Genomic DNA, 24,407 nt, shown 5'->3' with positions numbered 1-24,407 from the left:
TTCATGGAAAAGCTCTGCACACGCTGTCTCAGAACCCCTGGTATACCAATTCCTGCACAAGCCGCACATAAAAGCCGCGTACATCAAAGCCCCCCTCCACGCCTTGCGCATCCACCAGCTGCTGATGGCTGACGCCCTCCAGCGTGCCGCGGTAGCGGCCCCAGCGGGCAGACTGCGGTGTTACCAGCCCGTCGCTGTCGCCGTGCGCGGGATAAAATAGGCCATGCGTCAGCCGCATTGCAGCATCCGTGTTGTTTTTGCCCAGCCGTGCGCCCCAGCTTTGATAATAAACGCAGTTCGCATCCGGATGGGTGCGGTTAAATTCCTCCAGATAGGCAGGCGTGAGCTGCTCGCCCGCACGCAGCGCGTCCGGATTTTGGTCTCCGCCGCGCCGCCACCATGCGTCGTTGCCGCGCGCCCAGACCGCAACGCCCGGCCGCGCACACAGCAACAGCTCCGCCACACGCGAACCGCGGTTGGGGGTGGACAGCATCGTCAGCGATGCAACATGTTTTCCATATCCCATCGCGGAAATCAGATGCCGCGCTTCCAGTCCGCCCTTAGAGTGGGCGATAATGTTGACGCGCTCACAGCCGTATAAACGCAGCATTTTGCGCACCGTTTCGGCCAGCTGCGCCGCGCCGGTTTCGATGCTGCCCCAAGCATCCTGCCCGCCGAAGCAGACCTCCGCGCCATGTGCACGCAGCACGTCCGGCACGCGGCCCCACGGCACATACAGCCCGCCGCGCTCGGTGACGCCCAAGCCGTGCGCCAGAAGGATGGGATAACGGGTTTTGCAATCCTGTTTCCGACTCATTTGTGATATTTCCCGCCTGAGGCAATGTTCAGCGCGCGGTATAACTGCTCGAGCACCATCACGCGCGCAAGGTGGTGCGGGAAGGTCATGGGTGACATGGAAAGCCGCAGCGCAGCCCGTGTCTTGATTTTGTCAGACAGGCCGCACGACCCGCCAATCACCAGACACAGGCGGCTTGTACCGCTCACGGTCAGGCGGCCGAGATAGGCTGCCAGCTGCTCGGAGGACATTTCCTTGCCCTCCACACACAGCGCAATCACCGACGCGCCCTGTGGGATTTTGTCCTCAATGAGCGCCGCCTCCTTGTCCAACGCCTGCCGGGTCTCGCCCTCCGAGGGCGTCTGCGGCAAGCGCTGCTCAGGCAGCTCTATAATTTCTAATTTACAATATGCGCCAAGGCGCTTGACATATTCGCGCACAGCGTCCGCCCAGAATTTTTCTCCGAGCTTTCCCACGCAAATCAGCCGGACAGAGAGCATACTGCTTCCTCCCCAAACACAACCGGTGTTTCCATGCGCTCCCGCGGCGCAACCTGCACCGTGCAGTCCGGCAGGCCGTGCAGCGCGCTGACCGTCTGCTGCAGCGCAAGCGCCGGCATGTTGTTCTTTTCACTCAGATGCGCCAGCACCAGATTGCGCGTGCCGTGCCGCACCAAATCAGCTGCAAACACTGCGCAGTCCGGATTGGACAGATGGCCCGCCGGTCCGGCCACACGCATTTTGAGCGGATACGGATATGGTCCTGCCTGCAGCATATGCGGGTCATGGTTGCTCTCCAGCACGACCGTCTCGCAGCCGCGCAGTAATTCCGCCGCTTCGCGCGGCACAAAGCCCAAATCGGTGGCAAAACCGAAACGATGGTTGCCGTGTTCGAGTATGTATCCGACGCTCTCCGCCGCATCGTGCGGCGTGGCAAAGGTTGCAATATCCACATTGCGCACCCAGAAGCCCTCACCGCTGTCAAATTCGTTTAAGCGGTCGGCGCAAGACGGGTCTTTTGCCGCCAATGCTTCAGCCGTGCCGCGCGAGGCAAACACCGGCGCTTTCGCCTTTTTCAAAAACATCGGCAGGCCCTTGACATGGTCGATATGCTCATGCGTAAGCAACACGGCGGAAACGTCTGTAAGTCCAAGGCCCAGCTCAGCCAATGCCGTGGTTATCTTGCGCAGAGAAACGCCCAAATCAATCAGAATCGCCGTCCCGTCCGCCATGTACAAGCCGCAGTTGCCCGTCGACCCGCTTGCAATACTGAAATAATACCGCTCCGCCAATGCTGAAACTCCTTTACTTTCCAAAACAGCGGAGAGGTTGCCCCCTCCGCTGTTTGTGTTCCTTTTTTACGCGCGCTCAGCCGCACCCATGGAATCCGGGATTTCGGAGCGGTACATATCCGCACCCAACGCCACGAATTTTTCCACCAGCGTCTCATAGCCGCGTTCAATGTTCTGCACCTGCTCAACCTCGGTCACGCCCTTGGCCGCAAGACCCGCGATAACCATGGCCGCGCCCGCGCGCAGGTCGTGCGCGCGCACCGGTGCGCCCTTAAATTCTTCTACACCCTCAATAACCGCAATCTTTCCGTCGACATGGATGTTCGCACCCATGCGCGCCAGCTCTTCGGTATAACGGTAACGGCTGTCCCACACGCCCTCGGTGACGATGCTCGTACCTTCGGCAAGGCACAGTGCAGTGGTCATCTGCGGCTGCATATCAGTCGGGAAGCCCGGATAAGGCATGGTCTTGATGTTGGTCTTGGTCAGGCGACCCTCGCGGCGCACCAGCACCGCGTCGTCAAACTCGGTGACCTCGACGTTCATCTCCTTGAGCTTTGCCGTGATGCATTCGAGGTGCTTCGGGATAACGTTCTTAACCAGCACCGAACCGCCGCAGGCTGCAACCGCCGCCATGAACGTACCGGCTTCGATCTGATCGGGGATGATGGAATAGGTGCCTCCGTGCAGACGCTCGACGCCGCGAATTTTGATGACGTCCGTACCTGCACCCTTAACGTTCGCACCCATCGCGTTAAGGAAATTGGCCAAGTCGACGATATGCGGCTCCTTGGCGCAGTTTTCCATGACAGTCTGGCCCTTGGCCAGCACTGCTGCGAGCATGATGTTCATGGTCGCGCCGACCGACACCACATCGAAATAGATATGTGCACCGTGCAGCCCCTCTTCGGGTGCCTCGGCACGAATGTATCCGCCCTTGGGCAGCGTCACTCTGGCGCCCAGCGCTTCAAAGCCCTTGATATGCTGGTCGATCGGACGCACGCCACCGAAGTTACAGCCGCCCGGCATGGCGACTTCGGCATAGCCGTATTTACCCAGCAGCACGCCGAGCAAATAATACGAAGCGCGCAGCTTGCGCTCCAGCTCATGCGGCTTCAGGCTGGGATGCTGTGTATTCTGGATTTCCACCGTTGTTGCGTTGAGCAGCCGAATCTGCGCGCCCAATTCGCGCATGATCTCCAGCTGCAGCGTCACATCAATAATCTTGGGCACATTCTCAATGCGAACCGGGCCGTCCGCCAGCAGCGCTGCCGGGACGATCGCAACCGCCGCGTTCTTTGCGCCGGAGATCGTGACCTCTCCATTGAGCGTTTTACCGCCGTTGATTACATATTTGGTCAAACCTACCTACTCCTCACTGTTGCAATACGCGTAACCGCCGCGTGAACTGTCTTGCTACTGTATTCTATGACCGGGCGCACACATGCGTGCACCCGCAAATTTTCTCACCAATCTATTGTACCACAATTTTCGATAAAGGAAAGTTTTTTTTCAATTTTCCTGGTCTACAATCGTTTTTTTGGCACAATCCACCAAATATTCACCAGAATCCGTCGAAATCTTCCAAGTCGGCGTAAGCTGCAGTCGGCGATTGCTGTCCATCTCCATACGATAGCCGGCCGTCATCGAGTCAATCCTCCCAACCTCCTGCGCGCGCGCGGCAAATTCCAGCAAAGCATCCGCCGCATTGCAGGATACGCCGCTGCCCTGCACGGTGGTATACGGTGTGCCAAAGCTCCACAAACCGGTTAAAGCAACGCCGCCGTCCTCATCAAATTGCAGCGTTAACCGGCGGTTGTGTACCGGCTGCCCCGCAACCGTACCGGTCATCGTGACCGTCAGGCCATCTGCGTGCAGCGATTCGTCCTCCGCCTGCAGGCCCCAGTCGGAAAGCAGCCGCCGCGCCAGGCGCAGGGCCGCCGAGGCATCCTCCGGCGCGGCCTCACCGGTCGTGCATTCCGCTTGTACCGTACCGTCCGCGTGCCACTCGACCTTGCCGCTGTCGCTTTGGAACAGCACAGTGCCGTCCTCCTGCTCGGTCCGCTCGACCGCTTCGCCCAGCATCGCCTGTGCCACCGTTTCCTCATCCGTGCGGCTTCGGTCAATTGACAGTATCGGCAGCACTTTGTCCTTGGGCAGCCGGAAACTGTCATCCAGCTGCCTGCCGTATTCCTGCGTCAGCGTGCGCAGATCGGCCTCCAATTCTTCGCTTCTCTGATAATTCTGCCATATTTTGGCGCCGAAGTTGCCGATAAGAAACAGGTTGACCACCAGCAGAATGACGATCAGCACATTCTTTACTTTATCCCATTGCAAGCAGCCTCACCTCCCGTCAATCTGCGCTTTTCAGATAGAAACGTGCAGGGACGTATGTCCCTTCCTCCTGTGCGCGGTACGCGACCATCAGACCGCTCGCCTCTCCCATCGCGCCCGCAGCCGCCTGTCTCGCGGGCAGGACGATACGGCTTGTATCCTGCGCAGCAAAACGCTGCAGGCGGACCGTTGCGGAAACCAGCGCGCCGCCATCAAACACAAAGGTGGCAAAATCATTCTCACCCAGCACCGGCACACCGCCGTACATCTGCAAAAAGACCAGTATCGTCTGTCCGTTTTCCTGTCCGACCGCATACAGGGACGCATGGGTATTCGTCTCGCCTACGCGCAGCGCCGCATCCAGAATCAGTCGGGCGCAGTCCATCTGCGCGTCAATCGCGGACTGACCGCTGACCTCGCCCTCTTCATACGCGCGCACTGCGGTATTTTCCGCAGAGGCCGCATACTGCAGCAAGCCTGCTGCGCTCACGCGCAGCGTGCTGACATTATCAACGAACACACGCACCTGATCGTTTTGCTCAGCATAAAAATCCGCATATGCCGTAAATCCGAACGCTTGCAGTAATTCTTCCAATCCGGTGCCGTTCTGCGTGGAAAACAGGTCGATTTGCTCGTTGTTCAGCAGCGGAAGGGCCAGCGCTTCGCTGTCAAACAGCAGCGTTTCCGGATACACCGCATACGCCTCGCCCGAAAACTTACAGGGCAGGCCGCGGAAAGCATCCTGCGCGCTTTCCAGCACGTTTTTGTCCGTTTTTGCCGCAGCCGCATACAACGCGCCGTCCGAAGTGCGCACAAACAGACGCTCTGCGCCCGCCGCATAGATCAGCGTCTCCACATACGTCTCGCTGCCGTCCTTCCATGTGCCGCCCATCCAGCCCGCGACCGCGCCCAGCGGAATCGCGCCGTGATAGCGCAATTCCGCACAGTCGCCTGCGCGCAGTGCAGCGTTCAGCTCATCTTCTCCGGCAGGGACCAACTCACCGCCCGTCAGCACCTGCGCCCACAGGTCGCGCACAGCGGCGACCGCCGCATCAATATCCGTCACGTTATACTGCACACCGTACAGCTGCCCGTCTACTGTCAGCGCAAGCTGCACCGGTTCAGCTGCGGCTACGCCTGACGAGCGCAGCTCATAGCCCACCGCACCGCCAAACAGATGGTCGTGCGCACGCCGCATGAGGCTGTCCGCCGGCATCTGAGCCACATTCAGCCCGGTCAGCCAATTGGCGGCGCACAGCGTCAAAAGCAGCACCACCAGCACAATCAGCGACACATTTTTCGCCGTGTTTTTGACCGAACGCTGCGCGCCTCTCATACCGGCCCCTCCTCCCTGTTCGGGGTCAGGTTGGTCGGCAGTGTAATAGTGACCGTCGTGCCTTTGCCGTACTCACTGGCCAGCGCAATCTTGCCCTCATGCTGTTCGACAATCTCCTTGGCTATCGCCAAGCCGAGACCCGTGCCGCCAGCGGCGCGGCTGCGCGCCTTGTCCACACGATAAAAGCGCTCAAACAGACGCGGCACATCAGCGGCCGGAATCCCCACGCCGTCATCCTGCACCGTGATGCGCACGCGGTTTTCCGCCGGCACACAGGCCGACAGACGAATATGCCCGCCCGACGGCGTATATTTGACCGCGTTGGACAGGATATTGACCACCACCTGCTCGATGCGCTCACGGTCGCCGACGATGGACGGCAGCGTATCCGGTGCGTCCACAATCATCTCATGGCCGTTATTCTGTGCGGTCAGCTTCATGGCGTTGGCTACCTTTTTGAGCAGCTCGGACAGCGAAAAGCGCGTCATGCGCAGCTCCATGCGGCCGTAGTCCAGCTTGGACAGCGTCAGAAGATCGGTCACGATGCGCGCCATGCGCTCGGACTCACTCGAAATAACGCCCAAAAACTGCTTTTCCGTGTCAATCGGAATATCTCCCGCGGCATCCAGCAGGGTTTCGGTATAGGAACGGATGTTGGTCAGCGGTGTGCGCAGCTCATGCGACACATTGGCGACAAATTCGCGCCGTGCATCATCCAAACGGCGCTGCTCAGTGATATCGTGAATGACCGCGATTACACCGCCCTCCCCGTCGAGCGCACCATACGGCGCGAGCGTGACCGACAGCACACGGTCGCGCCGCGTGATTTCGCTGGTCAGAAAGCTGCGCATGGCCGTCTCATCCGAATTGGGCATGTCCAGATCGGCAAACATCTCGTCGAAGGTCAGATGATCCTCCATGCGCACGCCCAGCAGATTTTCGGTTGCCGGGTTCATGTGGATGAGCCGCCCCTCGGTCGTAAATGCGGCAACGCCATCCGTCATATGCAGGAACAGGGTGCTCAGCTTGTCGCGTTCGCCCTGCACCTCGCCCACCGTGCTTTTGAGCCGCCGCGCCATGTAGTTGAACGAGCGCGTCAGCTCACCGATTTCGTCGGACGACTGCACGCCCAAATCCTGATCGAAATTACCCTCCGCAACCGACCGCGCACCCTCGGTGATGCGTTCAATCGGGGTGGTGATGGTTTTACTGAGCAAAAAGGACAGCAGAATCGCCGCGAGCAGGCCGAACATCATTGCCTGCATGACAATCTGGAAAAAGCGCCATGACAGGTCGGAAATTTCGCTTTTATCATCCGTAATGTACACGATATAGTCCACGCCGCCGTCCCCGTCCTTGTCGATGGGCACGGCAATATCCATCATGCTGTCGGACACGGACGAGCGTGCGCCAAGCTCGCCGGCCATCGCGGCGACGATGTTGCTCGTCCGGGTCAGCGTGATGTTCGGGTTGGAGCCTTCCAGATACCGTCCCTCGGCATCCAGAATATAGTAGTTGCGGTAATCGTCGATTCCCAGTGCGCTTTCCCGCGCCTCAATGACGGTTTGCAAGCCGGGCGCACCCTGCTCGGCCGCCGCGTCCTTGAGGGAATCCATCGTGCTCGACTGGTTGAACACGTTCTGCATTTGCTCATAGAAGCTGTCCAGATAAAACGTGTTGACACTGTTGATGAGGAACGTACCAACCACTGCCATGACCGATATGATCATGAGCACCAGAATCAGCACCAGCTTCATGTGTAAGGAACGAAACAAACAAACACCTCCGGCGTGCGGAGCGCAGCCGCGCCGTTTTTCTCTGTATTCCGTGCGCAATGCACGGATTCATTCGTCATTCGCCGCTGAAATAATAGCCCATGCCGCGCTTGGTCATGATGTAGCGCGGACTGGCGGGCTGGTCCTCGACCTTTTCGCGCAGGCGGCGAATCGCCACATCGACTGCGCGCAGATCGCCGTAATAGTCGTAGCCCCATACCTGCTCCATCAGCTCCTCGCGCGAGAACACGCGGCCGGGAGACGCGGACAGGAAACACAGAATGTCAAACTCGCGCGCGGACAGCTCGAGCGCCCGCCCGTTTTTGTACACCATGCCGTTGTCGCGTGAAATGCGAAGGCCGCCGCCCGACGGTACGACAGGCTTTTCCCGCTCCTCGCCGGACAGCGTACGCCGCATGTTCGCCTTGACGCGCGCCATCAGCTCGCGCATGGAAAACGGCTTGGTGATATAGTCATCTGCGCCCAACTCCAGGCCGAGCACCTTGTCAGTCTCCTCCTCGCGGGCGGTCAGCATGATGATCGGGGTATCCTGCTTTTCGCGGATATGCCCCAGCACTTCAAAACCGTCCATCGAGGGCAGCATCACGTCCAGTAAAATCAAATCAGGCGTCTGATCCAGCGCGGCACGCAAACCATCCGCGCCGTCATAGGCGACCAGCGTGTCATATCCCTCGCGTTGAAGGTTAAACACCAGAATGTCCGCGATTGCCTTTTCATCCTCAACGACCAGAATTTTTTTCTTCTCCATAATTGCCTCCTTCCCAAAAGAGGAACGGGAACTGTTTCCGGTTAATACAGTCCCTTGAGCTTGGCACGGTACAGCGCAACCACCGTCTTGGCGTCGCGAATCTCGTCGCGTTCGACCATGGCCTCCACCTCGGCCAGCGGCAGCCGCACCAGTTCAACAAATTCATCCTCATCCGGCTGCATTTCGCCGTCGGTCAGGTCGAGCGCGGCAAACAAATGCACGACCTCGGTCAGAAAACCGGGGGACGGATAGACGCAGCCGAGCGGCACCATGCGCGCCGCCGTGCAGCCGGTTTCCTCCTTCAGCTCACGCGCACCGCAGTCGGCAATGCTCTCCCCTTCGCCGTGATCCAGCTTGCCCGCCGGGATTTCCAGCATCTCTGTATCATACGGATAGCGGAACTGCCGCACCAGAAGCACGTTGCCGTTCCGGTCGATAGGCAGCACGCCTACGCCGCCGACATGCTCACACACCTCGCGCAGCGCGGTCTTGCCGTTGGGGAGCAGAGCCTCGTCCAGCCGCGCCTTCATGATTTTCCCTTCAAAAAAATACCGATGCGAAAGCTGTTTTTCCCGCATATTCATTATGTTATCCCTCTTTTCTACGGCGTGCCAAAGCAGCGCAGTACATAGGCGGTCTCAGGCGGCACCGAGATGTGCACGCCATGACTGTCCGCATCCTCAAAGCCCTCTCCGCTCATCATATCCACTGCGTAAACGGCCTCCACACAGGTACGGATATGATGATGACCGCGATTGATGACTATCATCAGGCGGGAGGTTTCGCTCACGCGCTCATATTGCAGCAGCGCGCCGTGGCAGCGCACAAAATGCAGTTCCCCATCCGCCAGCGTGTGACTGTCCGCGCGCAGCGCGCACAGGCGGCGGTAGAACGCGAGCAGCTCGCGGTCCTCCTGTCCCCACGGATAGGTCCGGCGGTTGAACGGGTCCTCAAACCCCTGCCTTCCGGCCTCATCGCCATAATAGATGGTGGGCGAACCCGGCATGGTAAACTGAATGACCGCCGCCAGACGCAGCTTGCGCAGCGCATTTGCCAGCCGGTCGGGCGGCAGCTCATACTGCGCGCGTCCGTCGCGGTCCATCTTCCATTCCTCATCGGATACGCCCAGCAGAGTCAGCGCACGCGCCGTATCATGCGTGCCGATGACGTTCATCAGGTTATAAAACACATCGCGCGGATAATTTTCACGGATGCATTCCATGGTTTCCGCGAAATGTTCAGCTGTGCCGCCGTTTAGGAACGACAAAATCGCGTCGCGCAGCGGATAATTCATTACGCTGTCCAGCTCGCCGCCCTGAAAATACTTACGGCGCTCGGAATAGGCGATTTTATTGGATGCATCCTCCCAAACCTCACCGATGACCAGCGCATCCGGCTTTTCCCGCTTGGCCGCGGCGTTGAGTTTTTGAATGAAGGCGTCAGGCAGCTCGTCTGCCACATCCAGCCGCCAGCCGGACGCGCCCAGCCGCAGCCAGCGGCGCACGACGCTGTCCTCGCTCTCGATGATATAGTCGAGATAGCTTTCGTCCATCTCACGCACCTGCGGCAGGGTATAGATGCCCCACCACGAGCCGTATTTGTCCGGCCACTCCTGAAAATCGTACCAACGATAATAGGGCGAGTCCTTGGACTGGTGCGCACCGACACTGTTGTATCGTCCGCGTGCGTTAAAATAGCGGCTGTCATAGCCGGTGTGGTTGAACACGCCGTCCAGCACAACGCGCATGCCGCGCGCGGCGGCTTGCTCACACAGCCTGCGGAAATCCTCCTCGCTGCCGAACAGCGGGTCGATACGCTTGTAATCGCCCGTGTCATAGCGATGGTTGGAATACGCCTGAAACATCGGATTGAAATAAATCGTGGTCACATGCAGGCTTTCCAGATAGTCCAGCTTGCTGATGACCCCGCGCAGCGTACCGCCGAAAAAGTCATTATTGAGAATCTCGCCGTTCTCATTCGGCCGATAAACCGGGATATCGTCCCAGTTTTCGTGCAGCACACGCGGCGCAATCCCTTCTCCTTCCGGCTGGACGGGCATTTTATCCCGGCAGAAGCGGTCGGGGAAGATATTGTAGGTGATGCCCCGTCCGAACCAGCGCGGCGGCTGATAGTTGGGGTCGTATACGGTCAGCTGATATTTATCACCCAGCGTATCGATAATCTCTGCGCGCCCGGCATAGCCGCGTGCACAGTAGCGTGGACCGTCCGCAGTGTCCACGGTGAAATAGTACCAGTACAGACCCGGATGCGGCGGTGTAAAGCTGGTGGTATAGTGGTCGCGCGCACCGACAAGGCCATACCATCGCATCGGGAACGCCTCCGGTTCCTTACCGTCCTCCTCCACCCATAGGGTGATATGCTCGGTGCCGTGTTCACGCTTGGGATAGGTGGAAAACTCAACCGTCTGTCCGGCGGGCACCGCGCCATACGGCGCTTTACAGGCCAGACTGCGGGAGTGAAACATACAATCGGGAATGGTATTCAAATAATTTCCCCCAAACATAAAAACTCTTTATATAGTATAGCACGAACTGTCCGCAAGGTAAACAAAAAACGGTTTTTCTGAACTGTTTCCTTGGTTATGCGGTCATAACGCACCACAGGCATTTACACCCGCCCTTTCATATTATGATAGCAGCCGCCGGCGCGCCGTTTGCCCTTTTGTGGTCAAAAAGCGGCGCTGCACGCGGTGTCTATGAGAGGCCGCTTCCCCGCCGGCGGCGGCCCGCGTTGAGGAAAGGAGGTTTTCGTCCATGAATCTGCGTGTCCGCATCAAAAACCCGGTGTTCTGGGTGCAGCTCTTACTGGGCATATGCGCTACCGTACTGGCCTATGCCGGTCTGACCGCCGCGGATATGACCAGTTGGGGCGCAGTATGGGATGTTGTCAGGCAGGCCCTGACCAACCCGTACTGCCTGTTCCTGGTCGCGTCCAACGTCTGGAACGCGCTCAACGACCCGACCACAAGCGGTCTGACCGATTCCGACCGCGTCAAGCAGTATGAAAAACCGCTGGAAAAGTAGAAAAACCCGCTCAAAAGGTCAAAAGAGGGACGCGGATTTGGTCCGCGCCCCTCTTTTGTTAAGCCTTTTTCGCTTGCTTTTTATACTGCGCAATGGTATGCGCAATATACGGCTGCACTTCACCGAGCGGAATGCCCAGCGCCACCGCCAGCTCTCCATGCAGCAAATCCTCCGCGCGCTTGCGGTAGCGCTGGTCAACCTGACTGACCCTGCGCCCATTGCGGCGGGATTTCGCGTAAACCGCCTTAATCAGCTGCACCAGCTCCCGGCAGTCATGGCTCTGCAGCACCTCCTGATAATGTTCACTGGACATGCGCATGCTGTGCGAAGTAAATCCATCCGCCTCGATGGTCGGAATGGTCTGAATCAACTGCTCCGCCTGTGCACGCGAAATGACCGGCCGCGTAAACACCGATGAATCAACCGGGACATAAATGGTTTCCGTTCCGGAAACGGGTACGAGCGTGTAATACGGCTTATCCTCCTCCGTATCGAAAGGCGGTTTACCGACCGCCTCCACCCGGCAGACGCCGCTGGTTCCGTAAACGATAAATTCCCCGGTATGATACATGGTACTCCTCCTTACTGTGCCGAAACGCGACGGCAGGCAGCGTTTACACGCTGCCGCCCGCTGCTCCCTGATAGGATAATTATAGCACATTTTACAGGAAAATGTAAGGAAAATTTTTATTTTTCCGCATACCAGTCCAGATTTTCCGCAATTTCATGCGGCAGATAAAAGCATAGATGATCCTTTATCTGTCCGTTGTACAGCAGCTCCGCGCGGTGCAGTGTTCCCTCATATTGGAACCCGCATTTTTCCAGCACACGACGCGAAGCGGGGTTGTCCGGATAACAGGTTGCGCTGATGAGATCCATCCCCATCTGCCCAAAGCCGAAGCGCAGCGCTGCACGCACAGCCTCGGTCATGTAACCCTGTCCCCAGTAATCCACGCCCAACGAATAACCGAGTGAGCGCGCCGAACCGTATTGCCGCGTCGAATCGGTAATCAGTCCGATCGATCCCATCAGCCGACGATCCTCCCGACGCTCGATTGCCCATACGCTCGACTGGTTCAGAAAAACCAGATGCAGGATATCGCTCGACTCGAGCAGACTCTCATGCGGCTTCCAGCCTGCATTCCGACCAACTGCTTCATCCTTGGAATAGGCATAAAGCCCCTCTGCGTCGTCCTCTCGGAAGGGGCGCAGCGTCAATCGTTCGGTCGTCAGAGTCATGTGTTCTCTCCTTTTCATCAGCAAAAGAATAAAGGGCGCAAAGCAGTCGCTTTGCGCCTTTTCTGCGTTACTTAATGGTCATCACCTGATCGCGCGCCGGACCGACACCCAGCATGGTGATCGGGCAGTCAATGATGCGCTCAAGCTCTCGGATATAGTTCTGCACCGTCTGCGGCAGTTCGCCAAACGAGCGGCAGCCCGTGATATCCTCGTCAAAGCCGGGGAATTCTTCGTAAACCGGCTCGCAGTCCACCAGATCCATGAAGTTTGCCGGAAACTCCGTGACGGTCTGGCCGTTTTTCAGCTTGTAGGCCACACAGACCTTGAGTTTGGGCAGACCGCGCAGCGGGTCGATCTTGTTGATAACGACCTCAGTCAGGCCGTTGACGCGCACGGCATAGCGCGCAACTACCGCGTCAAACCAGCCGGTGCGGCGCGGACGTCCGGTGACCGTGCCGAACTCACCGCCGGCATTGCGGATATAGTCGCCCGTGTCGTCGAACAGCTCGGTCGGGAACGGGCCTTCGCCCACGCGGGTGGTATACGACTTAAAGATGCCCATGATGCTGTCGATAGCCGTCGGACCAACGCCCGAACCGATGCAGCAGCCGCCCGCCACCGGATGCGAGGAGGTAACGAACGGATAAGTACCCATATCCAGATCGAGCAGTGTGCCCTGCGCGCCCTCGAACAGCACTTCCTTGCCCTCCTTGACCGCGTTCCAGGTCAGGATGGAGGTGTCGCACACATAGGGACGCAGCCGGTCGGCATACTCGCGGTACTCCGCGATGACCGCATCCGCGTCGATAGCCTCGCCCCCGTACACGCCCGTGATGACGCGATTCTTGTGTGCGCACGCCTCGCGGATGACGGTTTCAAAGCGCTTTGCGTCGACAAAATCATGCATACGCACACCGCTGCGCTCGGACTTATCCATGTAAGTGGGTCCAATGCCTTTCTTGGTTGTACCGATGGCAGTGCCTTCCTTGGCCTTTTCCGCCTCGCTCAGTGCGTCCAGCTCGAGATGCCACGGCAGGATACAGTGGCAGCGCGCGTCGATGTGCAGCTTGTCGGTCGAAACGCCCTTTTCGTGCAGGCCGTCGATTTCGCCCAGCACGGCCTTGGGGTTGACCACCACGCCCGGACCTATCACATTTGTGCAGTCCGGATACAAAATGCCCGAAGGAATGAGCTGCAGCTTGTATTTGACACCGTTTGCCACGACCGTGTGGCCGGCATTATTGCCGCCCTGACTGCGGACAACCAAGTCAGCTTTGCCCGCGAAAATATCAATAAACTTGCCCTTGCCTTCGTCGCCCCACTGGGCGCCGAGAATTACCTTACCTGGCATAGGATTTCCTTCCTTTCTGCTCTCGGACATGCTTTCAGCATGTCATACAGCTAAAGTATAGCATAGCAGTGCGCGCTTTTCAATCCTGATTTGCGCCTTTTGACTTGTAAAAGCCCCTGGGCCGTTGTAAAATATCCGTGTAATGGATAAAAGGAGACTGGAAGGACATGCACTATCTGGACAATGCGGCAACGACGGCAGTACTGCCCGAAGCAGCCGAGGCAGCCATGCACGCCATGCGCACCTGCTTCGGCAACCCGTCGAGCCTGCATAAAATGGGAATAGATGCCTCGCATCTGCTGGAGAACAGTCGGAAAGCGGTGGCTTCCGCGCTCGGCTGCCTGCCGGAGGAGACATATTTCACCTCCTGCGGCACAGAGAGCACGAACATCAGTCTGCGCGGCGCCGCGCACTTAAACCGCCATCAGAAGGGGCGCATCATCACCACCGAAATCGAACACGCGGCGACGCTCAACACCTGCAAGCAGCTTGCTGCCGAAGGCTTTGACGTGGTGTTTCTCGCGCCGAACGAGACCGGGCACATAACACCCGACGCGCTTGAAAACGCGCTGACCGAGGACACGGTGCTGCTGTCCTGCCAATTGGTCAACAACGAGATCGGCACGGTGCAGCCGGTCGCCGAACTCGGCGCACTGCTCAAAGCCAAAGCGCCGCGCGCACTGTTCCACATCGACGCAGTGCAAGGGCTTGCACGGGTCAAGCTCACGCCCAAGAAGTGGAACTGCGATTTGATGAGCGTGTCCGGCCACAAAATCGGCGCGCCAAAGGGCATCGGCGCACTGTATGTCAAAAAAGGCCTGCGCTTGCCGCCCCTCATGTTCGGTGGCGGACAGGAAAAGGGCATGCGTCCGGGCACCGAGCCGCTGCCGAACATCGCAGCTTTTGCCAAGGCATGTGAAATCCGCATGGTGCACTTTGACGAAGATTTTCAGCATGTGCAAAGCCTTGCTGCCTATCTGCGGGAACAGGTTGCGGCGCAGCTGCCGGATGCAGCCTTCAACGGCGCGGGGGACATCCCGCATGTGGTCAACCTGTCCCTCCCCGGCTGCAAAAGCGAGGTCATGCTGCGCGTGCTGGAGAGCGACGAGGTCTATGTTTCAAGCGGCTCGGCCTGCTCCAAGGGCAAGCAGAGCGGCGTTTTGAAAGCGCTTGGTCTGCCCAAAACACGCACGGACAGCGCGCTGCGTGTGTCCTTCTGCCCGTCCAATACCACACAAGACGTGGACGCTTTTATTGCTGCTGTGCAAAAAGGCCGGAAGATGTTGGTTCGATAACCTTATTATAAAGGAGACGTTATGAAAGAAGTATTGCTGCTCAAGTGCGGAGAGATTGTCCTGAAGGGACTCAACCGCAAAACCTTTGAAGACCGCCTGCTCAAAAACCTGTCCCGCCGCATGAAGCACGTGGCGGACTGCAATATCACGATGCGCCAGTCGGTCGTGTACGTCGAAGTGCCCGAGAACGCAGACGCAGACGCGGTCATGGACTGCGCGCGCCATGTGTTCGGCTTTGCAACCATCTCGCGTGCGGCAGTCTGCCCGGAAAAGACGCTCGAAAGCGTCATCGACACTGCGCAAAGCTATCTTGCGCCGCGCTTTGCACAGGCAAAGACCTTCAAAGTCGAGACCAAGCGCGGAGATAAAAAGTTCCCCATGACCTCGACCGAAATCAGCCAGCACGTCGGCGGTGAGCTGGCCGACCGCTTTCCGGAGGTTCGCCCTTACATGCACGGCCCCGACCTGACCGTACACGTCGAAATCCGTGAAAAGTACGCCTTTGTGCACGCAGGCCCCGAGCCGGGCGCGGGCGGCATGCCCATCGGCTCGAACGGGCGCGCGGCGCTGCTGCTTTCGGGCGGCATTGACAGTCCGGTCGCAGGCTGGATGATGGCAAAACGCGGTTTGGAGCTGGTCGGCGTGCACTTTTTCAGCTATCCCTATACCTCCGAGCGCGCCAAGGAAAAGGTGCTCGAGCTGGGCCGTAAGCTGACCGCATGGTGTGGCCGCATGAGCGTCATGGTCGTGCCGTTCACCAAGATTCAGGAGGAAATCCGCGAAAAGTGCCACGAAGAGCTGTTCACGCTCATCATGCGGCGTTTTATGATGCGCATTGCCGAGCGCGTAGCGGTAGAATACGGCTGCGGCGCGCTGATTACCGGCGAATCGCTCGGTCAGGTCGCCAGCCAGACCATGCCCGCCATGGGCGTGACCGGCGCGGTATGCGAGCTGCCCATCTTCCGGCCGTGCATCGGCATGGACAAGGAGGAAATTGTCACCATCGCCCGTAAAATCGACACATTTGAAACCTCTATTCTGCCCTACGAGGACTGCTGCACGGTGTTCACCCCCAAGCACCCGAACACCAAGCCCAAAATGCCCAAAATCCTCGAAGCGGAGAGCCATCTGGATGTGGATGCGCTGGTCGATGAGGCTGTCGCGGGCGTAGAGATTATTCACTTACCATAAACACTAAGCTAACGCCGCCTGCGGGCGACGGGAACGGCGCCGCTACGCGCGGCAGGCGCACAAGAAGGCGACAACCTGCGGTTTTCCCCCTTCTTGCGAATCATCCCCTTTCCCTTTGGGTATGTGCCGCCACCGCACGAATGCACCGAAACACCCAATTTGCTGCCGCAAATAAGGGCGCGCTGCGCGCGCAAAAGCGTGTGACGGTTTCCACAAACCGCCCGGCTGCGCCCGCGAACAGACAAGACCGCTGCCGCCCCAAGGGGCTGTCAGGGCAGCCAAGCAATTAAACCATTGGGAGGAACGCAATTATGAACGCAGAACTCATTGCCGTCGGCACCGAAATCCTGCTGGGCGACATTGTCAACACGGATGCGCAGGTCATCTCGCAGGGCCTGAGCGAGCTTGGCATCAACGTATTTTACCAGACCGTCGTGGGTGACAACCCAGCCCGCCTGCGCCACGTCATCGAAACCGCGCGCGACCGTGCGGACATCATCATCACGACCGGCGGCCTTGGCCCCACGCTCGACGACCTGACCAAGGAGACGCTTGCGACCGTGTTCGGCCGCAAAATGGCGCTGCATCAGCCCTCGCTCGACCGTATCAAGGGCTTTTTCCAGACCATCGGCCGCGAAATGACCCCAAACAACGAAAAGCAGGCGTGGCTGCCCGAAGGCTGCACGGTATTTGTCAACGAATGGGGCACTGCGCCCGGCTGTGCGTTTGAAGCCTACGGCAAGCACGTTCTCATGCTGCCCGGCCCGCCGCGCGAGTGCAATCCGATGTGGAAGGAATGTGCGATGCCCTATCTCTATAAGCTCGCGGGCGGCTGCATCGTCTCGCGCAACGTCCGCGTGTTCGGTCTGGGCGAAAGCAACATGGAAACCATTCTGCACGATATGATGGCGGAAAGCACCAATCCGACCATCGCGCCCTACGCCAAAACCTCGGAGTGCTTTGCGCGCGTGACCGCCAAAGCGGACACCCCGGAGGAGTGCGAAAAGCTGCTTGAGCCGGTCGTGGAGAAAATCTGCGGCCTGCTGGGCGATGACGTGTACGGCGTGGACGTGGACTCGCTGGAGCAGGTCGTGGGCGACGGACTTCGCGCGCGCGGCATGACCCTCGCTGTGGCGGAGAGCTGCACGGGCGGCCTGCTGAGCAAGCGCATCACCGATGTACCCGGCTGCTCGGATTACTACCTGGGCGGCATATGCTCGTACGCCAACGAAGTGAAAATGAAGGTGCTGGGCGTGAAAAAAGAGACGCTCGACACGGTCGGCGCGGTATCGCCCGAGGTAGCCGAGCAGATGGCCGAGGGCGTGGCGAAGGCGCTCGGCGCAGATGTCGGCGTGGGCATTACGGGCGTAGCCGGACCGGGCGGCGGCACGGATGACAAGCCGGTTGGACTGGTGTATATCAGCATCTGGTGTAAGGGCCAGCACTTCACCCGCAAGATGAAGTCCACCAACGGCCGCGACCGCGTGCGCATGCAGGCGGCATCCACTGCGCTCGATATGATTCGCCGAAATATTTTCTGAACAAATAGTCTACATTTTGTATGTTTTCTCGACATTTCCAGTCATTCCCTGTGGAAACCAAACAAAATTTTCATCAAAAAAGTCCAGCAATTGTGTAAAATTGCTGGACTTTTGTTTCCCCTTGATGTATACTATATCTAACTAAAGTGAGAGGTATCTGCCTTAATCAGGGCGAAATGTACAAACAGTTGGAAAATTTTCGCAAAGACGCTTTATTTTGGCAGTTTAGAAGTGTAAGAAGTATAAAAGGGAGAGATGCGATATGAAGAAAACACCTGCAGCGCCGGCCTGTGAAAAGCGCAGCCAGCTTTTCTATTCGGGCAGGGACTGCCGCGCCTTTGATTATATGGGCGCCCATCCCTTTGAACAGGACGGCGAGCCCGGTTACCTGTTCCGGGTATATGCCCCCGAAGCAGAGAAGGTTTCGGTCATGGGCGAATTCAACGGCTGGAACCGCGATGTGGACTACATGACGCGGGACGAGCAGGGCATCTGGGAAAAATTCATTCCGCATGTTTCCGAATACGCTGCATATAAGTATAGCGTATGGGCAAAATCGGGCGATGTGTTCGACAAGTCCGACCCGTACGGCTTCCACAGCGAAACCCGTCCCGGCAACGCCTCCAAGGTATATGACATTGAGGGGTACGAATGGAACGATGCATCGTGGCTGGATTGGCGCAAGAGCCATCTGCCCTATTCCAACCCGGTCAACATCTATGAATGCCATCTCGGTTCGTGGAAAATCCACGAGGACGGCAACTTCTATTCCTACCGTCAGCTCGCGGACGAGCTGGTACCCTATGTCAAGGAAATGGGCTACACGCACATCGAGGTCATGCCGCTGACCGAGTATCCGTTCGACGGCTCGTGGGGCTATCAGGTCATCGGTTACTTTGCCGCAACCAGCCGCTACGGTACCCCCAAGGACCTGATGTACTTCATCGACAAGGCGCATCAGGCGGGTCTCGGCGTCATCATGGACTGGGTGCCCGCGCACTTCCCCAAGGACGGCTGTGGTCTGGTCGAGTTCGACGGTTCTTACCTCTACGAATATGCCGACCCGCTCAAGATGGAGCATAAGGAATGGGGTACGCGCGTATTCGACTACGGCAAAACCTCAACCCGCAACCTGCTGTTCTCGTCGGCCATGTTCTGGATTGAAAAGTTCCATATGGACGGACTGCGCGTGGACGCGGTCGCCTCCATGCTCTACCTCGACTACAACCGCCAGAACGAATGGCGGCCCAATATCCACGGCGGACGCGAAAATCTTGAGGCAATCGACTTTCTGCGTCTGCTCAACGAGTATATCCTGACCGACCATCCGGACGTCATGATGATAGCGGAGGAATCCACCGCATGGCCGATGGTAACCAAGCCCGGCTACGACGGCGGTCTCGGCTTCAACTTCAAGTGGAACATGGGCTGGATGAACGATATGCTGTGCTACTGCTCGGCCGACCCATTCTTCCGCAAGGACATGCATGACAAAATCACCTTCTCGTTCATGTATGCATTCTCGGAAAATTACATACTTCCGCTTTCGCATGACGAGGTCGTGCATGGCAAGTGTTCGCTGATCGCCAAGATGCCGCCTCCGTACGAAAATCAGTTCGGCGGCCTGCGCGCACTGTACGGTTACATGACCGCCCATCCGGGCAAAAAGATGCTGTTCATGGGCGGCGAGTTCGCCCAGTTCTCCGAATGGGCCTACCAGCGCGGACTGGACTGGATGCTGCTCGACTATCCCGCACATAAGCAGATGCAGACCTATGTCAAGGCGCTCAACCATTTCTATCTGGAAACCCCGCAGCTGTGGGAGCAGGACACCGACTGGCGCGGCTTCGAGTGGATCAGCCACGAGGATAACCGCAATAACATCATTGCCTTCCGCCGCATCGCCAAGGACGGCAGCGATATCGTAGTTGTTGTCAACTTTTCTCCGGAGATACAGGAAAATTACCGCATCGGCGTACCGCTCGCCGGAACCTATGAGGAGGTATTCTCCTCGGATAAGGCCGAGTTCGGCGGCAGCGGCATTGCAAACGGCAAGGTAAGGACCGACAGCAAAAAGCCCATGCACGGGCAGGAGCAATCCATCAGCATTCACATTCCGCGCTTCGGCGTATTGTTCTTCAAAGGCAAACCGCGTGCCAAGCGCCGCACCAAGGCCGAAATCGAAGCCGCGAAAAAAGCAGCGGCCGCCAAAGCGGCCAAGTCTGCCAAGGGGACTCGCGCGTCCTCCAAGGCCGTTTCCAAAACAGGAACACGCGCAGTAGCCAAGACCGGTTCAAAGGCCGTGGCCAAAACCGGGGAAAAGGCGGTCGCAAAAACCGGCACGAAAGCAGTAACCAAGACCGGAGAAAAGGCGGTGGTCAAGGCAAGCGATGCCGGCAAGCAGGATTCTTAAAAGGGGACACGCCGAAAACGGCGTAAAAAATACGTAAACGGCAAAAAGGAGAGTTCATCAATGTATCGGAAAAAAGAATGCGTAGCCATGCTGCTCGCAGGCGGTCAGGGCAGCCGCCTTTATGTACTGACCAAAAAGGTCGCCAAGCCCGCGGTGCCGTTCGGCGGCAAGTACCGCATCATCGACTTCCCGCTTTCCAATTGCGTCAACTCCGGCATTGACACGGTCGGCGTACTGACTCAGTACGAGCCGCATGTGCTCAACGCTTATATCGGCTCGGGCCAGACCTGGGACCTCGACCGCCTGCGCGGCGGCGTATACGTCCTGCCGCCGTACCAGAAAGGCAAAACCTCCGAGTGGTACAAGGGAACCGCTAACGCCATTTATCAGAACATCCAGTTTATCGACGATTACGACCCGGAATATGTTCTGATTCTGTCGGGCGACCATATCTACAAGATGAACTATAACAAAATGCTCCAGCAGCATAAGGAAACCGGTGCGGACGCAACCATCGCCGTGCTGGACGTTCCGCTTACGGAAGCATCCCGTTTCGGCATTATGAACTGCAAGCCAGACGGCACCATCTACGAATTTGAAGAGAAGCCCAAGAACCCGAAGTCCACGCTTGCATCCATGGGCATCTACATCTTCTCCTGGAAGAAGCTGCGCCAGTACCTGATTGACGACGAAGATAACTCCAAGTCCTCCAACGACTTCGGCAAAGACATCATCCCGGCAATGCTGAGCAACGGCGAAAAGCTGGTATCCTACCGTTTCGAGGGCTACTGGAAGGATGTCGGCACAATCGAAAGCCTGTGGGAGGCCAATATGGATCTGCTCAGCCCGAACTCCGGTCTGAACCTGTCGGACGACAGCTGGAAGATCTACGGCCGCACCACCGGTTCGCCCCCGCACTTCACCGCAAAGGGCGCGTCGGTCAAGCACACCCTGCTTTCCGAGGGCTGCGAGATCGCGGGCGACGTTTCCGAGTCCGTCCTGTTCTCGGATGTCCGGATCGGAAAGGGTGCCAAGGTGGAATACTCCATCCTGATGCCGGGCGCGGTCATCGAGGAAGGCGCTACCGTGCGTTACTCCATTATTGCGGAAAATGCCGTCATCGCCAAGGATGCGGTCGTCGGCGGCAGCCCGTCGGACGGCGACGTGGATAAGTGGGGCGTGGCCGTTGTCGCGGAAGGTGTGCGCATCGGCCGCGGCGCGAAGCTGGCCGCAAAAGAAATGGCAGACGAAGACCTGCCGGACGTAAAGTAAGGGGGGCGAAATTGATGAACAGTGTTTTAGGCATCATCATCGCATTTGATAACGACAACGATCTCCGTGAGATCACCGAGCACCGCACGGTCGGCGCGGTGCAGTGGGGCGGACGCTACCGCATCATCGACTTCATGCTGTCGAACATGGTAAACAGCGGCATTTACCGTGTAGGCGTGCTGATGAAGGACAAATACCAGTCCCTTATCGACCATATCGGCAACGCCAAGGACTGGGATCTGTCCCGCAAGAACTCCGGCGTTACGCTGCTGCCGCCGTACTCCTACTCGAAGAAAGCGTCTGCACTCGTAACCGGCGAATACCGCGGCAAAATCGACGCACTGGCCGGCGCGGTCGACTTTTTGCAGAAGAACAAGGCGGATTTTGTGGTTGTGGCGGACGGCGACATCGTCGGCAACATTCCGCTGGACGACGTTATCGATCGCCACGTCAAGTCCGGCGCCGACCTGACCATGGTCTGCACCAAGAAACAGAAGGACTCTCCGTTCACCACTTACGTAGAGCTCAACCGCAAGAAGGAAGCGGTCGACATCCGTGTCGGCGATTCCAACGAGGGAAAATGCAAACACATTGCACTGGGCGTGTATGTCATGAGCCGTCAGTACCTCATCCATATGCTGTCCGACTGCGTCACACACAACTGTATTCATTTCGAGCGTGAATTCCTGTCCCGTGCACTGATTGACGGTACCGTGGCAGGCTACCTGTTCAACGAATACGCCATCAAAATCGAGGATACTTTCGATTACTTCCGCTCCAATATGGATATGCTGGACAAGGATGTGCGCGACGAAGTATTCCTGCGCACCCGTCCGATTCTGACCCGTATCAAGGACGAAGCACCCGCCTACTACGGCGACAAAGCCGTTGTGGAGGACAGCCTTATCGCAGACGGCTGCCGCATCGAGGGCACGGTGAAAAACTGTGTGCTGTTCCGCGATGTCGTCGTCGAAAAGGGCGCGGAAATCTGCGACTGCATCATCATGGAAGGCGGTCGTATCCTGTCGGATGCATCGCTGCGCCATGTCATCACCGACCGCAACGTTGTCATTCGAGACGGACGCACCATGATGGGCCACGAGAACTACCCCATTACGATCGCCAAAAACGCAACCGTTTGATAAAAATACGTTAAATTCGCTGCAAATGAGCGAAAAACACGGACTAAAAGCATGAGATGTTCGTGGAAATTCCCTATTTTGCAGGAAGGAAGAATCTAGTATAATAAAGATATGCAGGTGCGGAAGCGGAGGCTCTGTTTCCGCGCCTCCTACTGGGGAGGCTCGGTTGTTATGAAAATTATGTATGTTACCAGCGAATGTGCCCCGTTCGTCAAAACCGGCGGTCTGGGCGACGTTGCCGGCTCACTGCCCAAGGCCCTTGCTGCAAAGGGACACGATGTGCGCGTATTCTGCCCGCTGTATTCCGCTATCGGGCAGGAGTGGCGCGAGAAATTCTACTACTTAAAGAATGCCTATGTCCGTCTGGGCTGGCGCAACCAGTACTGCGGCATTTTCCGCTATGAAGCGGACGGCGTAACCTATTACTTCATCGACAACGAATATTATTTTTCCCGCGGCCAGGTTTACGGCGAGTATGACGATGCGGAACGCTTTGCCTACTACTCCAAGGCGGTGCTTGAGGTGCTGCCCGATCTGGACTGGCGTCCGGACGTTATCAACTGCAACGACTGGCAGACCGCACTCGTACCGGTTTACTATAACCTGATGTTCTCCTCCCGCCCGTTCTACGAGAACATCAAGACCGTATTCACCATCCATAACATCCAGTATCAAGGTCGCTATGGCCGTGAAATCCTCGAATATGTGCTCGGTATCGACGACGCGCATTTCCGTTCAGGCTTTATGGCGATGGACGGCGACGTCAACCTGATGAAGGCCGCCATCGTGGCCTCCACCGCGGTCACTACAGTTTCACCCACCTACGCAAATGAAATCCAGACCGAATACTATGGCTACCGGCTCGATTCCGTGCTGCGCATGAACAGCTACAAACTGCACGGCATCCTAAACGGCATTGATATGGACGCCTTCAATCCGCAGACCGATCCCAAGATTTTCAAGAACTACGGTCCGAATAATCCGGATGATAAAAAGGTTAACAAGCTCGAGCTTTTGAAGCTATGCGGTATCGAGGGCGACGAAAATACGCCGGTTATCGGTATGGTCACCCGCTTTGTCGACCAGAAGGGCCTGGATTTGATTGAAGCCGTGCTGCACGACATTCTTTCAGACGACCTGCGTCTGATTGTACTGGGCAAGGGCGACTGGCGCTACGAGCAGATGTTCCTCGAAGCCAAGCGCCGCTATCCGAACAATATTTCGGCATCCATCATGTTCTCGGGCGATCTGGCAAACCGCATTTACGCGGGCGCAGATATGTTCCTGATGCCGTCCAAATTCGAGCCGTGCGGTCTGGCGCAGATGATTGCGCTGCGCTACGGCACGATTCCGATTGTCCGCGAAACCGGTGGCCTGAAGGACACGGTACAGGCCTTCGTCGATTACGCAGGTACGGGCAACGGCTTTACTTTTGCCAGCTATAATGCACATGACATGCTGCACGTCATCCGCGAAGCCTGCGGCGTATTCCGCTACAACAAGCCCGCATGGAAAAAGCTAATGCTGCAGGGCATGCAAAGTGATTTCAGCTGGGGCAGCTCGGCAGATAAATATATCGAGGTTTATCATTCTGCCCTTGGTTGGTAAGACCAATTCA

21 protein-coding genes are annotated in these 24,407 nt (G+C 57.7%); 8 read left to right on the top strand and 13 right to left on the bottom strand.

The window, feature by feature from the left end; genetic code table 11:
* Window positions 1-28 precede the first annotated feature (28 nt).
* The 10 genes from ACESSO_RS05705 to ACESSO_RS05660 all read right to left on the bottom strand — a co-directional run bounded on the left by ACESSO_RS05705 (window position 29) and on the right by ACESSO_RS05660 (window position 10,807).
* Window positions 29-817, bottom strand: a complete 789-nt coding sequence (locus ACESSO_RS05705) for a lipase family alpha/beta hydrolase (protein ID WP_373164096.1) — start codon at window positions 815-817, stop codon at window positions 29-31.
* A complete protein-coding gene (gene rlmH / locus ACESSO_RS05700) occupies window positions 814-1,296 on the bottom strand; it encodes a 23S rRNA (pseudouridine(1915)-N(3))-methyltransferase RlmH (protein WP_373164094.1) in 483 nt (160 codons plus the stop codon). Before rlmH ends, ACESSO_RS05705 begins: the two co-directional genes overlap by 4 nt.
* Window positions 1,278-2,087, bottom strand: coding sequence for an MBL fold metallo-hydrolase (locus tag ACESSO_RS05695; protein ID WP_373164092.1), 810 nt, complete (start codon window positions 2,085-2,087; stop codon window positions 1,278-1,280). Before ACESSO_RS05695 ends, rlmH begins: the two co-directional genes overlap by 19 nt.
* Before the next feature lie 66 nt (window positions 2,088-2,153).
* The gene (locus ACESSO_RS05690; RefSeq protein WP_373164090.1) at window positions 2,154-3,449 is read right to left on the bottom strand and encodes a UDP-N-acetylglucosamine 1-carboxyvinyltransferase; all 1,296 of its coding nucleotides are present in this window, start codon (window positions 3,447-3,449) and stop codon (window positions 2,154-2,156) included.
* 150 nt (window positions 3,450-3,599) lie between these two features.
* On the bottom strand, window positions 3,600-4,424 hold the full coding sequence (locus ACESSO_RS05685) for a hypothetical protein (RefSeq protein WP_373164088.1): 825 nt from the start codon (window positions 4,422-4,424) through the stop codon (window positions 3,600-3,602).
* 16 nt (window positions 4,425-4,440) lie between these two features.
* Window positions 4,441-5,757 (bottom strand): hypothetical protein, encoded by a 1,317-nt coding sequence (locus ACESSO_RS05680; protein WP_373164087.1) that lies wholly within the window; start codon window positions 5,755-5,757, stop codon window positions 4,441-4,443.
* The gene (locus ACESSO_RS05675) at window positions 5,754-7,532 is read right to left on the bottom strand and encodes an ATP-binding protein (protein WP_373164086.1); all 1,779 of its coding nucleotides are present in this window, start codon (window positions 7,530-7,532) and stop codon (window positions 5,754-5,756) included. The genes ACESSO_RS05680 and ACESSO_RS05675 overlap by 4 nt, the downstream gene beginning before the upstream one ends.
* A gap of 76 nt (window positions 7,533-7,608) precedes the next feature.
* Entirely contained in the window at window positions 7,609-8,301 is a 693-nt protein-coding gene (locus tag ACESSO_RS05670) for a response regulator (protein ID WP_373164085.1), read from the bottom strand.
* Window positions 8,302-8,342: 41 nt separating this feature from the next.
* Window positions 8,343-8,885 carry an NUDIX hydrolase gene (locus ACESSO_RS05665; protein WP_373164084.1) on the bottom strand — a complete coding sequence of 181 codons (543 nt, stop codon included), beginning with the start codon at window positions 8,883-8,885 and terminating at the stop codon, window positions 8,343-8,345.
* Between the two features lie 17 nt (window positions 8,886-8,902).
* A complete protein-coding gene (locus ACESSO_RS05660) occupies window positions 8,903-10,807 on the bottom strand; it encodes a glycoside hydrolase family 13 protein (protein WP_373164083.1) in 1,905 nt (634 codons plus the stop codon).
* Window positions 10,808-11,075: 268 nt separating this feature from the next.
* Here ACESSO_RS05660 and ACESSO_RS05655 point away from each other — a divergent pair, with 268 nt between their 5' ends.
* Window positions 11,076-11,345 carry a phage holin gene (locus ACESSO_RS05655; protein WP_373164082.1) on the top strand — a complete coding sequence of 90 codons (270 nt, stop codon included), beginning with the start codon at window positions 11,076-11,078 and terminating at the stop codon, window positions 11,343-11,345.
* A 58-nt stretch (window positions 11,346-11,403) separates the two neighbouring features.
* On the opposite strand, the gene ACESSO_RS05650 is transcribed toward ACESSO_RS05655, so the two are convergent.
* From ACESSO_RS05650 to ACESSO_RS05640, 3 genes are all read right to left on the bottom strand, one after another.
* Window positions 11,404-11,916, bottom strand: coding sequence for a CarD family transcriptional regulator (locus ACESSO_RS05650; RefSeq protein WP_373164081.1), 513 nt, complete (start codon window positions 11,914-11,916; stop codon window positions 11,404-11,406).
* Between the two features lie 116 nt (window positions 11,917-12,032).
* Window positions 12,033-12,584 (bottom strand): GNAT family N-acetyltransferase, encoded by a 552-nt coding sequence (locus ACESSO_RS05645; protein WP_373164080.1) that lies wholly within the window; start codon window positions 12,582-12,584, stop codon window positions 12,033-12,035.
* A 67-nt stretch (window positions 12,585-12,651) separates the two neighbouring features.
* Window positions 12,652-13,935, bottom strand: a complete 1,284-nt coding sequence (locus ACESSO_RS05640) for an adenylosuccinate synthase (protein ID WP_373164079.1) — start codon at window positions 13,933-13,935, stop codon at window positions 12,652-12,654.
* Between the two features lie 167 nt (window positions 13,936-14,102).
* On the opposite strand from ACESSO_RS05640, the gene ACESSO_RS05635 reads away from it, so the two are divergent.
* The 7 genes from ACESSO_RS05635 to glgA all read left to right on the top strand — a co-directional run bounded on the left by ACESSO_RS05635 (window position 14,103) and on the right by glgA (window position 24,397).
* Entirely contained in the window at window positions 14,103-15,230 is a 1,128-nt protein-coding gene (locus ACESSO_RS05635) for a cysteine desulfurase family protein (protein WP_373164078.1), read from the top strand.
* 21 nt (window positions 15,231-15,251) lie between these two features.
* Window positions 15,252-16,421, top strand: coding sequence for a tRNA uracil 4-sulfurtransferase ThiI (gene thiI, locus ACESSO_RS05630; RefSeq protein WP_373164077.1), 1,170 nt, complete (start codon window positions 15,252-15,254; stop codon window positions 16,419-16,421).
* Window positions 16,422-16,732: 311 nt separating this feature from the next.
* Window positions 16,733-17,962, top strand: a complete 1,230-nt coding sequence (locus tag ACESSO_RS05625) for a competence/damage-inducible protein A (protein WP_373164076.1) — start codon at window positions 16,733-16,735, stop codon at window positions 17,960-17,962.
* Between the two features lie 262 nt (window positions 17,963-18,224).
* Window positions 18,225-20,375: a 1,4-alpha-glucan branching protein GlgB gene (gene glgB, locus ACESSO_RS05620; RefSeq protein WP_373164075.1), complete on the top strand. Its 2,151-nt coding sequence runs from the start codon at window positions 18,225-18,227 to the stop codon at window positions 20,373-20,375.
* Between the two features lie 60 nt (window positions 20,376-20,435).
* Complete coding sequence (locus ACESSO_RS05615; RefSeq protein WP_373164074.1) at window positions 20,436-21,647, top strand: glucose-1-phosphate adenylyltransferase; 1,212 nt, start codon at window positions 20,436-20,438, stop codon at window positions 21,645-21,647.
* Between the two features lie 14 nt (window positions 21,648-21,661).
* Window positions 21,662-22,789: a glucose-1-phosphate adenylyltransferase subunit GlgD gene (gene glgD / locus ACESSO_RS05610; protein WP_373164073.1), complete on the top strand. Its 1,128-nt coding sequence runs from the start codon at window positions 21,662-21,664 to the stop codon at window positions 22,787-22,789.
* 171 nt (window positions 22,790-22,960) lie between these two features.
* On the top strand, window positions 22,961-24,397 hold the full coding sequence (glgA, locus tag ACESSO_RS05605; protein WP_373164072.1) for a glycogen synthase GlgA: 1,437 nt from the start codon (window positions 22,961-22,963) through the stop codon (window positions 24,395-24,397).
* The last annotated feature ends 10 nt before the right edge of the window (window positions 24,398-24,407 follow it).

Origin of the sequence: Agathobaculum sp. Marseille-P7918 (genome assembly GCF_964248325.1) — a bacterium.
GTDB lineage: Bacteria > Bacillota > Clostridia > Oscillospirales > Butyricicoccaceae > Agathobaculum.
This window is presented reverse-complemented; position numbering and strand designations above follow the sequence as displayed.

Coding starts and splice junctions, on each gene's coding strand:
- ACESSO_RS05705 (WP_373164096.1), bottom strand. CDS start 817: ATGAGTCGGAAACAGGATTGCAAAACCCGTTATCCCATCCTTCTGGCG.
- rlmH (WP_373164094.1), bottom strand. CDS start 1,296: ATGCTCTCTGTCCGGCTGATTTGCGTGGGAAAGCTCGGAGAAAAATTC.
- ACESSO_RS05680 (WP_373164087.1), bottom strand. CDS start 5,757: ATGAGAGGCGCGCAGCGTTCGGTCAAAAACACGGCGAAAAATGTGTCG.
- ACESSO_RS05670 (WP_373164085.1), bottom strand. CDS start 8,301: ATGGAGAAGAAAAAAATTCTGGTCGTTGAGGATGAAAAGGCAATCGCG.
- ACESSO_RS05665 (WP_373164084.1), bottom strand. CDS start 8,885: ATGAATATGCGGGAAAAACAGCTTTCGCATCGGTATTTTTTTGAAGGG.
- ACESSO_RS05655 (WP_373164082.1), top strand. CDS start 11,076: ATGAATCTGCGTGTCCGCATCAAAAACCCGGTGTTCTGGGTGCAGCTC.
- ACESSO_RS05650 (WP_373164081.1), bottom strand. CDS start 11,916: ATGTATCATACCGGGGAATTTATCGTTTACGGAACCAGCGGCGTCTGC.
- ACESSO_RS05645 (WP_373164080.1), bottom strand. CDS start 12,584: ATGACTCTGACGACCGAACGATTGACGCTGCGCCCCTTCCGAGAGGAC.
- ACESSO_RS05640 (WP_373164079.1), bottom strand. CDS start 13,935: ATGCCAGGTAAGGTAATTCTCGGCGCCCAGTGGGGCGACGAAGGCAAG.
- ACESSO_RS05635 (WP_373164078.1), top strand. CDS start 14,103: ATGCACTATCTGGACAATGCGGCAACGACGGCAGTACTGCCCGAAGCA.
- thiI (WP_373164077.1), top strand. CDS start 15,252: ATGAAAGAAGTATTGCTGCTCAAGTGCGGAGAGATTGTCCTGAAGGGA.
- ACESSO_RS05625 (WP_373164076.1), top strand. CDS start 16,733: ATGAACGCAGAACTCATTGCCGTCGGCACCGAAATCCTGCTGGGCGAC.
- glgB (WP_373164075.1), top strand. CDS start 18,225: ATGAAGAAAACACCTGCAGCGCCGGCCTGTGAAAAGCGCAGCCAGCTT.
- ACESSO_RS05615 (WP_373164074.1), top strand. CDS start 20,436: ATGTATCGGAAAAAAGAATGCGTAGCCATGCTGCTCGCAGGCGGTCAG.
- glgD (WP_373164073.1), top strand. CDS start 21,662: ATGAACAGTGTTTTAGGCATCATCATCGCATTTGATAACGACAACGAT.
- glgA (WP_373164072.1), top strand. CDS start 22,961: ATGAAAATTATGTATGTTACCAGCGAATGTGCCCCGTTCGTCAAAACC.